16 protein-coding genes are annotated in these 15,826 nt (G+C 46.0%); 15 read left to right on the top strand and 1 reads right to left on the bottom strand.

Annotated elements, in window-relative coordinates; translation table 11 throughout:
* Nucleotides 1–11: 11 nt before the first annotated feature.
* The 15 genes from NSQ39_RS17990 (at nt 12) to NSQ39_RS17920 (ending at nt 15,530) form a co-directional block, all read left to right on the top strand.
* Nucleotides 12–1,496, top strand: a complete 1,485-nt coding sequence (locus NSQ39_RS17990; protein WP_046129456.1) for a flagellar hook-associated protein 2 — start codon at nt 12–14, stop codon at nt 1,494–1,496.
* 21 nt (nt 1,497–1,517) lie between these two features.
* Nucleotides 1,518–1,919, top strand: coding sequence for a flagellar export chaperone FliS (gene fliS / locus NSQ39_RS17985; RefSeq protein WP_046129457.1), 402 nt, complete (start codon nt 1,518–1,520; stop codon nt 1,917–1,919).
* Nucleotides 1,919–2,260 carry a flagellar protein FliT gene (locus NSQ39_RS17980; RefSeq protein ID WP_046129458.1) on the top strand — a complete coding sequence of 114 codons (342 nt, stop codon included), beginning with the start codon at nt 1,919–1,921 and terminating at the stop codon, nt 2,258–2,260. Before fliS ends, NSQ39_RS17980 begins: the two co-directional genes overlap by 1 nt.
* A 9-nt stretch (nt 2,261–2,269) precedes the next feature.
* Nucleotides 2,270–2,647 (top strand): hypothetical protein, encoded by a 378-nt coding sequence (locus NSQ39_RS17975; protein WP_046129459.1) that lies wholly within the window; start codon nt 2,270–2,272, stop codon nt 2,645–2,647.
* Nucleotides 2,648–2,940: 293 nt separating this feature from the next.
* Nucleotides 2,941–3,501 (top strand): ribosome hibernation-promoting factor, HPF/YfiA family, encoded by a 561-nt coding sequence (gene hpf, locus NSQ39_RS17970; RefSeq protein ID WP_046129460.1) that lies wholly within the window; start codon nt 2,941–2,943, stop codon nt 3,499–3,501.
* 167 nt (nt 3,502–3,668) lie between these two features.
* Nucleotides 3,669–6,194, top strand: a complete 2,526-nt coding sequence (gene secA / locus NSQ39_RS17965) for a preprotein translocase subunit SecA (RefSeq protein ID WP_046129461.1) — start codon at nt 3,669–3,671, stop codon at nt 6,192–6,194.
* 61 nt (nt 6,195–6,255) lie between these two features.
* A protein-coding gene (prfB, locus tag NSQ39_RS17960; protein WP_099047125.1) for a peptide chain release factor 2 occupies nt 6,256–7,357 on the top strand; the annotation gives its coding sequence in 2 pieces (ribosomal slippage) (nt 6,256–6,327 and nt 6,329–7,357; 1,101 coding nt in all).
* 213 nt (nt 7,358–7,570) lie between these two features.
* Nucleotides 7,571–8,425: a YitT family protein gene (locus NSQ39_RS17955; protein ID WP_046129463.1), complete on the top strand. Its 855-nt coding sequence runs from the start codon at nt 7,571–7,573 to the stop codon at nt 8,423–8,425.
* A 46-nt stretch (nt 8,426–8,471) separates the two neighbouring features.
* Nucleotides 8,472–8,795 (top strand): cytochrome c551, encoded by a 324-nt coding sequence (gene cccB, locus NSQ39_RS17950; protein ID WP_046129464.1) that lies wholly within the window; start codon nt 8,472–8,474, stop codon nt 8,793–8,795.
* A 335-nt stretch (nt 8,796–9,130) separates the two neighbouring features.
* Nucleotides 9,131–9,817: a cell division ATP-binding protein FtsE gene (gene ftsE, locus NSQ39_RS17945; protein WP_046129465.1), complete on the top strand. Its 687-nt coding sequence runs from the start codon at nt 9,131–9,133 to the stop codon at nt 9,815–9,817.
* A complete protein-coding gene (ftsX, locus tag NSQ39_RS17940; protein WP_046129466.1) occupies nt 9,810–10,700 on the top strand; it encodes a permease-like cell division protein FtsX in 891 nt (296 codons plus the stop codon). The genes ftsE and ftsX overlap by 8 nt, the downstream gene beginning before the upstream one ends.
* Nucleotides 10,701–10,787: 87 nt before the next feature.
* Nucleotides 10,788–12,056, top strand: a complete 1,269-nt coding sequence (locus NSQ39_RS17935) for a murein hydrolase activator EnvC family protein (protein ID WP_216899244.1) — start codon at nt 10,788–10,790, stop codon at nt 12,054–12,056.
* Nucleotides 12,057–12,214: 158 nt separating this feature from the next.
* Complete coding sequence (locus NSQ39_RS17930; protein ID WP_175075788.1) at nt 12,215–13,273, top strand: tartrate dehydrogenase; 1,059 nt, start codon at nt 12,215–12,217, stop codon at nt 13,271–13,273.
* A gap of 128 nt (nt 13,274–13,401) precedes the next feature.
* Nucleotides 13,402–14,823 (top strand): carboxy-terminal processing protease CtpB, encoded by a 1,422-nt coding sequence (gene ctpB / locus NSQ39_RS17925; protein ID WP_216899247.1) that lies wholly within the window; start codon nt 13,402–13,404, stop codon nt 14,821–14,823.
* A gap of 353 nt (nt 14,824–15,176) precedes the next feature.
* Entirely contained in the window at nt 15,177–15,530 is a 354-nt protein-coding gene (locus NSQ39_RS17920; protein WP_046129470.1) for a swarming motility protein SwrAA, read from the top strand.
* Between the two features lie 66 nt (nt 15,531–15,596).
* Here NSQ39_RS17920 and NSQ39_RS17915 read toward each other — a convergent pair whose 3' ends face one another.
* The gene (locus NSQ39_RS17915) at nt 15,597–15,749 is read right to left on the bottom strand and encodes a hypothetical protein (protein ID WP_216899249.1); all 153 of its coding nucleotides are present in this window, start codon (nt 15,747–15,749) and stop codon (nt 15,597–15,599) included.
* Nucleotides 15,750–15,826: the final 77 nt, after the last annotated feature.

Genomic DNA, 15,826 nt, shown 5'->3' with positions numbered 1-15,826 from the left:
GAGTGTTTCATATGGTAACGAGAATTTCAGGTTTGGCTTCTGGTATGGATATTGACGAGATCGTCAGCAAGTTGATGAAAACGGAGCAAGCTCCGCTTGATAAGCTGAAGCAAAAGAAACAGACGCTCGAGTGGCAGCGGGACAGCTATCGTGAAATCAATACGAAAATTAAAGACTTGCAGGAATTAACTTATACCATGCTTCGTCCGAGTACATACGGGGCGAAGAAAGTGACGAGTTCTGATGAGTCGGCAGTTACGGCGACAGGCACCACCAATGCAGCTTCAAGTACGATCCAGGTAAACAGACTTGCGACAGCCGCTACCTATAAATCTTCCAATCTTTCCGGCTACACCGGCAGCGATCAAACGCTGGCCTTTCAGGTGACAGCCCCTGGAGCAGCAGAAGCGAAAAAGATTGAAATCAAGGTGGCAAGCACGGACACATTAGATGACATCGTTTCAAAAATTAACAGCTCCGGTTTAGGTGTAACAGCGATTAAAGACAAGATTTACAACGGGTCGGAATATGTGGAAACGATCGCATTGACATCAAAAGCCACCGGTGCAGGCGGCAGCATTCAAGCTGCTGATGCAGCGACAGCAAGCTTCATGACAGATCAGCTCGGTTTTGCGCTTGACAGCGGCAACAAGCTGGTCGCCAGCCAGGAAGGGCAAAATGCAGAAGTTGTCATCAACGGATTGCAAATGGAGAAAACGTCCAACAATTTTACCGTCAATAATGTGACGTATACGCTAAAAAATACGACAAAAAGTGCAGTCTCATTAGACGTTTCTACTGACGTTGACACTATATTTAATCAAATCAAAGATTTTGTCACAAAGTACAATGATCTCGTCGATACGATCAACGGCAAGCTGACTGAGGAGAAATACCGCGATTATACACCGCTGACAGATGAACAAAGGGAAGCGATGTCAGATAAGCAAGTTGAGCTTTGGGAAGAAAAAGCGAAAAGCGGTCTGTTAAGAAACGATACTATTCTAAGCGGCGCAGCAAACCAAATGCGGACTGATTTTTATTCAAACGTTTCCGTAAATGGAGAATCGCTGCAGCTTACCCAGTTCGGCATTAAGACTTCAAGTTCATACAATCAGCGCGGTCATTTAGAGATAGATGAAGCTAAGCTGAAAGCGAAAATCAAAGAAGATCCTGATGCTGTGGCAAACCTCTTTATGGCGGGAACAAGCAGCAAGGATGAAAGCTATAACGAAAAAGGCATCGTGAGACGACTTCAGTCTGTATTGACAGATACGAAAAAAAAGATTGAAGACAAAGCCGGAAACGCTAACATGTCAACCAACGATTACTCGATCGGGAAAAATTTAAAACAAGTCGCAACCGATATTTCCACGTGGACGGATCGTCTGGCGCAAATTGAAAACCGCTACTATGCGAAATTCACCGCGATGGATAAAGCGATTCAAAAATTGAACGAACAAGCGACGTACATTACGCAAATGCTTGGACAATAATCGGAATCTGGAGGATCAAGAATGGCTTTAAACAATCCGTATGCAGCTTATCAGCAAAATTCGATTAACATGAAAAGCCCCGGGGAATTGACGCTCATGTTATACGACGGCTGCCTGAAGTTTATGAAGCTGGCCAAACAGGCGATCGAACAAGGGGATATGGAAATGAAAAATACGAACCTTGTGAAAGCGCAAAACATCATCCAGGAGCTGAATGTAACGCTAAATCGGGAAGTGGAGCTGGCCGGATCAATGGGTGCGATGTATGAGTATATCTACCGCCGTTTAATCGAAGCGAATATTAACAATGACAAAGACATTGTGACAGAAGTCGAAGGGTATGTGAAAGACTTCCGCGATGCGTGGAAGCAGGCGATTCAAATCGAGCGGCAAGGCCGGTTCGGAACAGGCGGGCACGTATAATGGGCAAAGCAGAGCTGTTGTATAACGAAACGAAAAACATGCTCGCGAAGGTGAAGGATGCCCCTGAAAGCGATGAGCTGCTTCAGGCAATTGAAGATTTTCTCCAGAAACGCGATGGCTTGATCAAAGAGATCAAGCCGCCGCTTTCTCATGAAGAAAAGCTTGAAATGAAGAAGGTGCTTGAGCTGGAACCGCTGGTTGCCGCCGAATTGAAAAGGCTGCAGCAGGATATCAAAAAAGAGCTGCTTCAGGCGAAGAAAAAACGGACCCTTCATCAGACGTACAGAAATCCGTACAACAATATAACGATTGACGGCACGTACTACGACAAGCGCAAATAGGTGATAGCTTTGACGAGCACCTCTGATTATATGCTTTTATCAACTTATTATCAGCTGCTTTTTACAGTTGAGGAAGGGCTTTGCTACCTGATCGAGGCGGACCGGAATTTTGAAAAAACAGAAGGCGAACGGATTTTTAACGACCTCATCTATGCGTTTTTTCACATCGACTCGTCGCACGCTCTTCTTCTTTCCATTATGAAGACGAGCTGTGCCGAGTCTTCGATCCGTTCCTTTGACAAAGTCTTCCGCGGGTTTGACAGCCTGATTTATTATACTTTTCCTTCTGCTGAATTTCAGGACTACTTGCAAAACCGGTTTCTGCCTCTTTATCGACATTGGATGGCCGGGATTCATCGATGTATGGAGCCGTTTGTCATTCATTAATTTCGGAAATCGAAAAAGATAAATTTGAAACAATTTTAAGGGCATGTTCATCATGCCCTGTTTTCTCAATAAATCATGCAAGCTTTCCTTAAGCAAACCCGTTCTGATTTCTTCAGGTCATGAATATATTTAGGATTTAATAAAGGGATTTCGGCTGCCCATCTATACATAAATGGACAAACTTCGTCAAAATTCACGGATTTTTCACATAATTTTTACGTTTCGGCAGGAATGAAGAAGGGAAAAGGCGAAATATATTTACATATCCTTAATATAAAGGAGGCGTTCTTTTGATGGAGTTCAACGTCAGAGGAGAAAACATTGAGGTGACAGCAGCATTAAGGGAACACGTCGAGAAGAAAATTGGAAAGCTGAGACGTTATTTTGAAAATGATGTCGATGCGATCGTCAACGTCAATCTGAAGTTCTACAATGATCAGGAATCAAAGGTTGAAGTGACCATTCCAATGACAGACCTCTCCCTCCGTGCCGAGGTTCATCACGAAGATATGTACAATGCAATCGATCTCGCAGCAAACAAACTCGAACGTCAAATTCGCAAGCATAAAACGAAAGTGAACCGGAAGTTTCGCGAAAAAGGTTTACCGAAGGATTTGTTTGCGGAAGGGAACGGCATCGGCACAGCTTTGCAGGAAGAAATCGACGAAGAACAGCCTCAGGTTGTCCGTCAAAAACGGTTTAATTTAAAGCCGATGGATAACGAAGAAGCGATTTTACAGATGAATATGCTTGGGCACAGCTTCTTTGTATTCACGAACGCCGAAACCAATCTGACCAATGTGGTTTATCGCAGGAATGACGGAAAGTACGGTTTGATCGAACCCACTGAATAATAAAAGAATGCATGCATCCCCCTCGGATTTTCCGAAGAGGGGGTTTTTTCCGTCTCCGGGCGGTAAATTGTTTGGAAATGACAAAAGGTGTGATATGATATTGCATATATGAAAATTACTGTTTGCCTGGCTAATAAACAAGGAAATTTACAGAGGAGCGTTATTCTATGCTTGGAATTTTAAATAAAGTATTTGATCCGAATAAACGCACGCTCAGCCGCTATGAAAAGAAAGCGAATGAGATTGATGCGCTCAAGGCTGAGATGGAAAAGCTTTCAGATGAAGCATTGAGAAATAAAACGATCGAGTTTAAAGAGCGTCTTGAAAAAGGCGAAACGCTTGATGATCTGCTGGCAGAAGCGTTTGCCGTCGTCAGGGAAGCATCGCGGCGGGTTACCGGCATGTTTCCGTTCAAAGTTCAGCTGATGGGGGGCATGGCCCTGCACGATGGAAATATCGCTGAAATGAAAACGGGGGAAGGTAAAACATTGACATCCACGATGCCCGTTTATTTAAACGCGCTTTCCGGAAAAGGCGTTCACGTCGTGACTGTCAACGAATACCTGGCAAGCCGCGATGCCGAAGAAATGGGTCAGATCTTTCAATTTCTCGGTTTGACTGTCGGCTTGAATTTGAACAGCCTGTCAAAAGACGAGAAGCGTGAGGCGTATGCGGCCGATATTACGTATTCTACGAACAATGAGCTTGGTTTCGACTATTTAAGGGACAACATGGTTCTTTATAAAGAGGAAATGGTGCAGCGTCCGCTTCACTTTGCGGTTATCGATGAGGTGGACTCCATCTTAATCGATGAAGCAAGAACGCCGCTGATCATTTCCGGACAAGCCGCGAAGTCGACGAAGCTTTACGTCCAGGCCAACGCGTTTGTGCGTACGTTAAAAGTCGAGAAGGATTACACATACGATATTAAAACGAAAAGCGTTCAGCTTACTGAAGAAGGCATGACAAAAGCAGAGAAAGCGTTCGGCATTGAAAACTTATTCGATGTCCGTCACGTGGCCTTAAACCACCATATCGCCCAGGCTCTTAAAGCGCATGCGGCGATGCATAAAGACGTTGACTACGTCGTTGAAGACGGACAGGTTATCATCGTCGATTCGTTTACGGGCCGTCTGATGAAGGGGCGCCGCTACAGCGACGGGCTTCACCAGGCCATCGAAGCGAAGGAAGGACTTGAAATTCAGAACGAGAGCATGACGCTCGCTACGATTACCTTCCAAAACTATTTCCGGATGTACGAAAAGCTGGCCGGTATGACGGGTACGGCGAAAACGGAAGAAGAAGAATTCCGCAACATCTACAACATGCAGGTTGTAACGATTCCGACGAATAAGCCGGTGATCCGCGACGACCGTCCTGATTTGATTTACCGCACAATGGAAGGGAAATTTAAAGCGGTCGCCGAGGATGTCGCCCAGCGTTATATGGTCGGCCAGCCAGTCCTTGTCGGGACTGTTGCGGTCGAAACGTCTGAATTGATTTCCAAGCTGCTTAAAAATAAGGGGATCCCGCATCAGGTGCTGAATGCGAAAAACCACGAACGCGAAGCCCAGATCATTGAAAATGCCGGGCAAAAAGGCGCGGTGACGATCGCGACAAACATGGCGGGACGCGGTACGGACATCAAGCTTGGCGAAGGCGTAAAAGAGCTTGGCGGGTTGGCTGTCATCGGTACGGAACGCCACGAATCCCGCAGGATCGATAATCAGCTGCGCGGACGTTCAGGCCGTCAGGGAGATCCCGGCATTACCCAATTCTATCTTTCAATGGAAGACGAATTAATGAAGCGGTTCGGAGCCGAGCGGACGATGGCGATGCTTGACCGCTTCGGAATGGATGATTCAACGCCGATCCAGAGCAAAATGGTTTCGAGAGCCGTTGAGTCTTCACAAAAACGCGTTGAAGGAAACAACTTTGATGCCCGTAAACAGCTTCTTCAATACGATGACGTCCTCCGCCAGCAGCGGGAAGTCATCTATAAACAGCGTTTTGAAGTCATCGATTCCGACAATCTTCGTTCGATCGTGGAGAATATGATCAAGTCTTCGCTTGAACGAATCGTCGACTCATACACTCCGAAAGAAGAATTGCCTGAGGATTGGAACCTTGAGGCACTTGCCGAACATATCAATGCGAACTTCCTTGATGAGGGCGCACTTGAAAAGAGCGACATTTTCGGAAAAGAGCCTGAAGAAATCACAGAGCTTGTCTTCGACCGGATCAAAACGAAATACGATCAAAAAGAAGAAAGATACGGCGCCGAGCAAATGCGCGAATTCGAGAAAGTGATCGTGCTCCGCGAAGTGGATACGAAATGGATGGATCATATCGATGCAATGGATCAGCTTCGCCAAGGCATTCACTTGCGGGCATACGCCCAGACGAACCCGCTGCGCGAATATCAGATGGAGGGCTTTACAATGTTTGAAAACATGATCGCCGCCATCGAAGATGACGTGGCAAAATTCGTCATGAAAGCTGAAATCGAAAACAACCTTGAGCGCGAAGAGGTCGTTCAGGGACAGACGACAGCGCATCAGCCGAAAGAAGGCGATGATGCAAAACAAGCCAAGAAAAAGCCGGTCCGCAAAGTGGTCGACATCGGACGAAACGCTCCTTGCCATTGCGGAAGCGGAAAAAAATATAAAAATTGCTGCGGTCGAACAGAATAAAAAGAGGGATTCATCCTCTTTTTATTTTGACCTGGCGGAAATACTCGATGAGGTGAAGGAAATGGAATTAACTGAAATCAGACAGGAACTCGAAAATATGGCTTCTCGTTTAGCGGACTTCAGGGGGTCTCTTTGACCTCGAAACGAAGGAAGCAAAAATCGCTGAATTAGAGGAACAGATGGCCGACCCGGACTTTTGGGGAGACCAGCAAAAGGCGCAGTCGATCATTAATGAAGCAAATGCTTTAAAGGACTACGTCAACACGTATAAAGAATTAAGCGAATCGCATGAAGAGCTGCAGATGACGCACGATCTTTTAAAAGAAGATCCCGATTCTGATCTGCAAAACGAACTGGAAAACGAGCTGAAAGGCTTGACTAAGAAATTCAACGAGTTCGAATTGCAGCTTCTTTTGAGCGAGCCTTACGACAAAAACAACGCGATCCTGGAACTGCATCCGGGAGCCGGCGGAACGGAATCGCAGGATTGGGGTTCAATGCTTCTCAGAATGTACACGAGATGGGCTGAACGCCGCGGTTTTAAAGTGGAAACCCTCGACTATCTTCCGGGGGATGAAGCGGGGATTAAATCTGTTACACTGCTGATTAAAGGCCATAATGCATACGGCTATTTAAAAGCTGAAAAGGGCGTCCACCGTCTTGTCCGCATTTCTCCGTTTGACTCGTCCGGACGCAGGCATACGTCGTTTGTTTCTTGTGATGTCATGCCTGAATTCAATGAAGAAATCGACATCGAGATCCGGACGGAAGACATCAAGGTCGATACGTACCGGGCAAGCGGGGCCGGCGGTCAGCACGTCAATACGACAGACTCCGCTGTCCGGATTACCCACCTGCCGACCGGCGTAATCGTGACATGCCAAACGGAACGGTCGCAAATCAAAAACCGCGAGCGCGCCATGAAAATGCTGAAGTCGAAGCTGTATCAGCGCCGGATTGAAGAGCAGCAGGCACAGCTTGACGAAATTCGCGGCGAGCAAAAAGAAATCGGCTGGGGAAGCCAAATCCGCTCTTACGTTTTCCACCCGTATTCTCTCGTCAAGGACCACAGAACCAATACGGAAATGGGGAACGTACAGGCCGTCATGGACGGAGATATTGACAGCTTTATCGACGCTTACTTGCGTTCCAAACTTTCTTAAACACCTGGCACATCCATTAAGGATGTGTCTTTTTTTGCGGCTAAACCCGCCGGCAATTGATCATCCTAACGTCATAAGAGTGTGCACGCAGGCAGACGGGCTTTGTTTCTCTGCCGCTTTATCCCATTAGCACGTTATTTGACTGTTATTTACTTACAGTAGGCAACATGCTATACTCTCGATTGGTATCAGACTTGGCGGGGGATGACATATATGACACTAGACAGAACAAGAAGCCGTTTTTTTGCCGTCATGCGCGATTACGGCTATATTCTTTTAGGTTCGGCGATCGTCGGTGTGACGTTTAACATGTTTCTGCTGCCGAACCGGATCGCAGCGGGCGGAGTCAGCGGGATCAGCACCATTTTACAGTCGTTCGGTTTTGAGGCGGCCTATGTACAATGGGCTTTTAATATTCCTTTATTTATAGCGGGCGTGCTCATCCTTGGAGGAAAATTCGGGGTTAAGACGCTCGTGGGCTCAGTCTTTCTTCCGCTTGTCGTCTATCTTACGCGGGACATCAGCCCGGCGACTCATAATGCGCTTTTGGCGGCGATCTTCGGCGGAGTCGGAATCGGAGCGGGCATCGGGATGGTCTTCCTCGGAAGGGGATCGACCGGCGGAACAGCGCTGGCCGCGCAAATTATCCATAAATTCACCGGGCTGTCCCATGGCAAATGTTTGGCATTGATCGACGGAACGATCGTGCTGTCGGCGATGCTCGTGTTTACTATCGAGCAGGGGCTCTATGCGATGCTCGGCGTTTATATTTCAAGCAAAACGATCGATGTCATTCAGGTTGGGCTTACCCGTTCCAAAATGGCGATGATCATCACGAACCGCGAAGAGGAAATTCGCAAAGCGGTGCTCGTAAAGATCGACAGAGGCGTTACGAAGATCTCGGCGGTCGGAGGCTATACGGACGATGAACGCCCCATCCTGATGTGCGTCGTCGGGCAAACCGAATTCACAAAGCTGAAACAACTGGTGAAACATATTGATGAGTCCGCATTTGTCATTGCAATGGACGCTTCCGAGGTTCTCGGAGAGGGTTTTAAACGCGCGTAATCGAGGTTATAATAGGAATTGATTTCTAAAAGGAGCTGACCTCAGGATGAAAACGAAGCTGTTTACACTGTTTTTGGCTGTTTCTTTTGTACTCGCTGCCTGCGGGGGAAATAATGAAAGCAAAGACAAAAATACAAGCGGACAGACGACTGCAAATGATGGCGAGGAAATTTATCAGCAAAACTGCACAGGCTGCCACGGAAAGGATTTGGCCGGCGGTTCTGCTCCGAGCCTGAAAGAAGTCGGCGGCAAGCTTAAAGAGAGCGAAATTAAAGACATCGTTGTCAACGGCCGCGGCGGCATGCCTGGCGGACTCGTGAAGGAAGATCAGGCTGAAGCTGTAGCAAAATGGCTTTCAAAGAAAAAATAACAGTTTGCCGTGCACGACAAAAGAACCTTGTTCAACTTCGTTCGAACAAGGTTCTTTTTCATGTGTAAAGAGCCTTATTACCTATTAATAAAAGAAAATTGCAGATAATTTTGTCCTGAAAAAGGTCGAAAGTCCACATTTTTTGTCTGATATTGCGTTTTTCCTACAACTTATGTCTGGATTGAAACAAAACTGTAATATCATTTTGTCTAATCTTGACGTATAATGGGTGTTGTTGAAAAAGCGCAAAAATTTTCACGATGTACATAAGGACACAAAGCGACATGCTTTTTCGAAAAGTATGACCGTATAAACATAAAAGATTAGGTGATTACATGATCGAAATGAAAGATGTGTATAAGACTTATTCCAACGGGGTGTCGGCGCTGAACGGAATAAGCATCTCGATACATCCCGGGGAATTTGTTTATGTCGTCGGCCCGAGCGGCGCGGGAAAATCAACTTTTATCAAAATGATCTACCGCGAGGAAAAGCCGTCCAAAGGGAAGGTTGTCATAAGCAATAAAAACCTGGCACAGCTAAAAGAAAAAGAAATACCTTACATCAGAAGAAAAATCGGCGTCGTGTTCCAGGACTTCAAACTGCTGCCGAAGCTGACGGTGTTTGAAAACGTCGCCTTCGCTTTGGAAGTCATCGGCGAGCGTCCCGAAGTGATCAGAAAAAAAGTGCTTGAGGTGCTCGATCTCGTTCAGCTGAAGCATAAAGCGAGACAGTTTCCGGATCAGCTGTCAGGCGGGGAGCAGCAAAGGGTCTCAATCGCAAGATCGATTGTCAACGCGCCTGACGTTGTCATCGCTGACGAACCGACGGGAAACCTTGATCCAGAAACATCCTGGGAAATCATGAAGACGCTTGAAGAAATCAACAACCGCGGAACAACGGTTGTCATGGCGACTCATAACAAAGAAATCGTTAACACCATGAAGAAACGGGTCATCGCAATCGAAGACGGAGTTATTGTGCGTGATGAAGCTAGAGGGGAGTATGGTTCTTATGATTAGAACTCTCGGACGGCATTTGCGCGAGAGCTTAAAATCTCTCGGAAGAAACACGTGGATGACCTTCGCATCCATCAGTGCTGTAACAGTTACACTTATCCTGGTCGGCGTATTTTTGATGATCATGTTCAATTTGCTGCATATGACATCAAACATCGAAAAACAAGTAGAAATCAAAGTTTTAGTCGATTTAACCGCTAAACAGGATCAGAAAGATAAGCTGGAAAAAGAAATTAAACAAATTCCTGAAGTCAGCAGTATCAAATACTCTTCAAAAGATGAAGAGCTTAAAAACTTGAGAGACAGCTTTGGAGACGACGGGAAAGTCTTTTCAATGTTTGATCAGGAGAATCCGTTAAACGATGCGTTTGTCGTTAAAACATCCAACCCTCAAGATACTCCTAAAGTTGCCAAAAAAATAGCGAAACTGGACAATGCCTATAAGGTGAATTATGGACAGGAGAAAGTTGACCGCCTGTTTAAAATCAGCAATATTACGAAAGTAATAGGAGCTGCATTGGTCATCGGGCTGCTGTTTACGGCCATGTTCTTAATCTCGAATACGATTAAAATTACGATTTTTGCAAGACGCAAAGAAATTGAGATTATGAAACTGGTAGGCGCTACAAACTGGTTTATCCGCTGGCCATTCTTCATTGAGGGTCTGCTCTTGGGCATATTCGGTTCTGTGATTCCGATCGCATTACTGCTTGGAACCTATGACTATGTTGTTCAATGGATTGCTCCAAGAGTTCAAGGAACCTTTATCGAGATGCTGCCGTACAATCCGTTTGTGTTCCAGATTTCTCTTATTTTGCTGTTGATCGGCGCACTAATCGGTGTATGGGGAAGCTTGATGTCAATCCGTAAATTCCTGAAAGTATAGCCGGCACTTTTCCTGTCGGCCTGGTTTTCGCGCTGGGACCTGGAAAAAGCCGGCTCCCTTGATTCTGAAAGCAAGGAGGAGCCAAGGTTGAAAAGAAGATTGATGACGCTGAGCTTAACTGCTTTACTCGGAACATCGGCCGTTTTGATTCCTTTAAAAAGCAACGATGCGTTAGCATACGGGGACTTAGATAAAAAGAAGAGCGACGTTCGGAGCAAGCAGTCGAAAAACGAGACAAAGCGGGAAAAAAAGAAGCAGGAGCTTTCCGAGCTTGAATCAAAGGAGTCAAGCCTGAAAAGCGACATCGAGAAAATAGACCGTCAGATGACCGACACGAATAAAAAGCTGGAAAAGAAAAACGGAGAGATCGACCAGACAAAGGAAAGCATCGAAGAGTTAAAAGCGCAGATCAAAGAACTTAAAGAAAAAATTGAAAAGCGCAATGAAATTTTAAAGGACAGAGCTCGTACAATCCAGGAAAATGGCGGTTCAAACCGATACATAGACGTCCTTCTCGGGGCAAAAAGCTTCGGCGACTTCATCAGCCGGGCGGGAGCCGTTTCAACGATCGTTGAAGCGGACAAGGATTTGATAGAAGAGCAGGAAAAGGACCTTCAGCTTGTTGAGGACAAGGAAACGAAGCTGAACGAGAAGCTGCAAAGCCTCGAAAAAGCGCTGAAAGAGCTGGAAGAATTAAAAAAGGCGCTGGAAGGCCAGCAGAAGGAAAAGTCGAACGTCATGAAACAGGTGAAGCATGATAAAGATCATGTACACGCAGAACTTGGCGCACTTGAAAATGAAGCTGAGGTTTTGAAGCGCCAGGATGAGGCGATTAAAGCCGAAGAAGCTTACAGAAAAAAGCAGGAGGCAGAGGAGAAGCGCAAAGCTGAAGCTGCTAAACAGCAGGATACAGGCGACAGGACAGCCTCCTCGTCCAAACCGTCTGCACCGGGCAGTTCAGGCTTTATCCGTCCCGCTTCAGGCAAGTTTTCTTCCGGATTCGGAAATCGTTCTCTCGGAAATCATTTCGGAGTAGATATTGCCAACCGCGGTTCCGGCGTTCCGATTTATGCGGCTGCCGCCGGTACGGTTTACAATGCCCATTACTCGTCAAGTTATGGAAACGTCGTGTTTATTACCCATAATATCAATGGACAGACATACCAAACGGTTTACGCCCACATGTCTTCCATAAAGGTGCGCACAGGCCAGCGCGTCGAGCAGGGACAAGTCATCGGAACGATGGGTAATACAGGCCAGTCCTACGGCCAGCATTTGCATTTTGAAATTCATAAAGGCCTTTGGAACAACGCGAAGTCGAACGCTGTTGATCCGGCAAACTATATACCGCTTTAAAGGTTTCATGCCGGCCCGGTCACAACTGACCAGGCCGGCTTTTTGTATTGGCTGCAGGCTTTATCAAAAACACCTTGTCAGTTCAAGGCGCGGGGTATAGAATGAAATTATAGTCGACGGTCGACCGTCGACAATTGAAAAAGCGAGGGGATGATCTGATGAAGGCCTTCAGCATTGCGAGCATACCGGGAGACGGCGTTGGAAAGGAAGTGGTTCCTGCTGCACAGCGTGTTTTGAAAACGATTTCGGATATTCACGGCGGGCTGTCGTTTGAGTTTACGGAATTTCCTTATAGCTGCGAGTATTATTTGGAGCACGGGGAAATGATGCCTGACGACGGATTGGAGCGGCTGAAGGGGTTTGACGCTATTTTCTTGGGTGCAGTCGGAAATAGGAGTCTTGTTCCCGACCATATTTCGTTATGGGGGCTGTTAATTAAAATAAGACGCGAGTTTGAACAGGTGATCAACATTAGGCCCGCAAAGTTTTTGAAAGGGATCAGGTCTCCCTTGGCCAATCCAAAGGATTTTGATCTGCTTGTCGTACGGGAGAACAGTGAAGGCGAATACAGCACGATCGGCGGGAAAATCTACCGTGGCGAAGAGGAGATCGCGATTCAAAATAACGTGTTTTCCAGAAAGGGAACGGAGAGGGCGATGCGCTTCGCCTTTGAAATGGCGGCCAAGCGGAAAAAGCATGTTACAAGTGCGACAAAATCGAATGGCATCGTTCATTCTATGCCTTTCTGGGACGAAGTATTCGAGCTTACGGCAAAAGATTACCCGGAAATTACAACGGACTCGCAGCATATCGACGCGCTTGCCGCCTTTTTTGTCACACAGCCTGAGAGGTTTGACGTGATCGTTGCAAGCAATTTGTTCGGCGACATTTTGACTGATATCGGTGCTGCGATCATGGGTAGTGTGGGAATTGCCCCGGCAGCCAACATTAATGTCAACGGCAAATACCCTTCCATGTTTGAACCCGTTCACGGTTCAGCCCCGGATATTATTGGAAAAGGGATCGCCAATCCGATTGGCCAAATCTGGACAGCTAAGATGATGCTCGATCATTTTGGCGAAGAAGAGCTGGGAAATCGGCTGCTCGACGTGATCGAAGATGTCTTGAAAAGCGGCTGGCTGACGCCGGATATCGGCGGGGCGTGCACGACGAAAGAAGTGACGGATGAAATCATCAGCCGATTGAAAAACGTATAAAGAACGTAATGAAAACTGCCGGAATCATTGAGGCAGTTTTTTCGTTCATTGGAAAAACAATTTACATGAACTGAATCATTTTGACGCATACTACATCAAGCAACAAAACATAGTGCAGGAGGTATAGGATGAATCAGAAAATTGCGCGGCTCATCATTGCCGTCAGTCTCCTATGCGGCGGTTTATCAGCGGGAGCCGATCTGATGCCGAAAGCTGCAGCGGCCGGTAAAGACGGAGATACAGCTAGAAACGAGGCGATGGAGAAGATCGAAAAGGCATACGATCTGATCTCAAATGAATACGTGGAGCAGGTGAACAGGGAAAAGCTGCTGGAAGGAGCCATACAGGGCATGCTTTCCACATTAAACGACCCGTACTCGGTTTATATGGATAAACAGACTGCAAAACGTTTTTCCGATTCTCTTGATTCCTCCTTTGAAGGAATCGGAGCAGAAATCGGAATGGAAGACAGAAAGATCATCATCGTCTCTCCTTTCAAACAATCGCCGGCTGAAAAAGCCGGATTAAAGCCGAACGATGAAATTATCAGCATTGACGGCGAATCGATGGCTGGAATGGATCTGAATGATGCCGTATTAAAGATCAGGGGAAGAGAAGGGTCGACGGTTACCCTGAAGGTTCACCGCCCCGGCATGAAGGATCAGCTTACATTTACGATCAAACGCGACGAAATACCGCTCGAGACCGTTTTTGCCTCGGTGAAAAGAGTAAAGGGCAAGCCTGTCGGCTATATTGCGATTTCTTCCTTTTCCGAACATACGGCTAAAGATTTTGCTGCTGAATTGAAAAAGCTCGAGAAAAAGGGAATTGATGGTCTTGTATTAGACGTCAGGGGCAATCCTGGCGGATATTTACAAAGTGTCGAAAACATTTTAAAACATTTTGTGACAAAAGATCAGCCGTATATTCAAATTGCTGAGAGAAACGGCAATAAAAAACAATACTTCTCAAAGCTGAAAGAGAAAAAGCCTTATCCTATAAGCGTCATTACGGATAAAGGAAGTGCATCCGCGTCGGAAATCCTCGCCGGGGCCTTAAAAGAAGCGGGCGGATACCCTGTGGTCGGAGATCCTTCCTTTGGAAAAGGCACCGTTCAGCAGGCCGTTCCGATGGGCGATGGAAGCAATATCAAATTGACGCTGTATAAATGGCTGACGCCAAAAGGAAATTGGATCCATAAAAAAGGCATTCAGCCGACGGTTCCCGTCACACAGCCGGCTTATTTTTCAGCAGGTCCGATTCAGCTTAAAGAACCTCTTAAACCGGATATGAACAACCGCGATATTAAGAGGGCGCAGCTTCTGCTCAAAAGTCTCGGCTTTGATTGCGGGCGATATGACGGATATTACAGCGAAGGCACTAAAAAAGCCGTGATGGCGTTTCAGGCGCAAAACAAACTGAAACGGTCCGGAGCAATTGACCAAAAAACGGCAAATACAATAAATCTCAGGATTGAGGAAAAAAAGCTGGATGAAAAGAATGATCTGCAGCTTCAGGCCGCATTAAACGTGTTGTTCTCAAAAAAGTGAGGAGGAAAGACACCCTCACTTTTTTTTATTCTCAGAAAGTAATTTCTCAATCTTTTTACCTAAAATTTTTGTTTTTTCATAAAAAAAACATTCAGAATGAATAGAAATGACCCGATAAGAAAGTATATGGGAGACTTTATTAGGATGTAAAGATGCAGTGAAAATGTAACTTTTGCAAGTTGTATAAATAATGAAAAGTTCTTAAAATAAGAAAGGAACCTATCATAAATTATAATGCGTGCATTTTTTTTGCGGAGAATGTCAGCGCTAATTTGCGTTCTTCGTCTCTGTTTGGTGGAGTCGTCTGACGCTTGCGCTTTTCTTATATATAAATAATAAATGGGGGTACACGATTGAAAAGGGCAAGTATTGTGAGAGAGAAAAAATACTATGAATTAGTGGAGCAATTAAAAGTTCGATCACAAGACGTTACGTTTTCCGCTACAAAGGCCGTAGGACTGCTTATGCTGTTCAGCAGATACCTCGTCAATTATACATCAGTGGAAAGTGTCGATGACATCACCGAGGATTGCGCAGAACTTTATTTTAATTATTTAATGGACAACCATAAGCGTCTAGGCATTAATTTAACAGATATCAAACGTTCCATGCAGCTGATTGGGGACATCCTGGATGTCGAGGTGAATCACTATTTAAAGGACTTTTCTTTGTCGAATGTGACGCTTTGGATGAGTCAGGAAAAATAAACCCGCGTTTACCATACCCAAGCATTTTATTATTTGTTAGAATAGTAATAAAATGCACCAGCTTGCCTAAAGATGCGCGCATTCGCTGCCGTGAACGCGCGCATGACAGGCGCCGGCGGTTTGCAATATACGAAATGCGCGGCGGCTCGGCCAATAGGCGCTGCCTAAAATGCCGCCCGCCGTCTTTTTCTGCAAAAGCTGGACAAGCTGGGGTTTCAAAATTATGCCAGCGTAAAAGGCTGCCGGTTAACAGGCGGTTTTAAAATGCTTGGATAGGCGGTGAACGTTTCCTTGTC

This window comes from Bacillus sp. FSL W8-0848 (assembly GCF_038007805.1).
GTDB lineage: Bacteria > Bacillota > Bacilli > Bacillales > Bacillaceae > Bacillus > Bacillus glycinifermentans.
The sequence above is the reverse complement of the archived record's forward strand: the minus strand, read 5'-3'. Positions and strand labels throughout refer to the sequence as shown.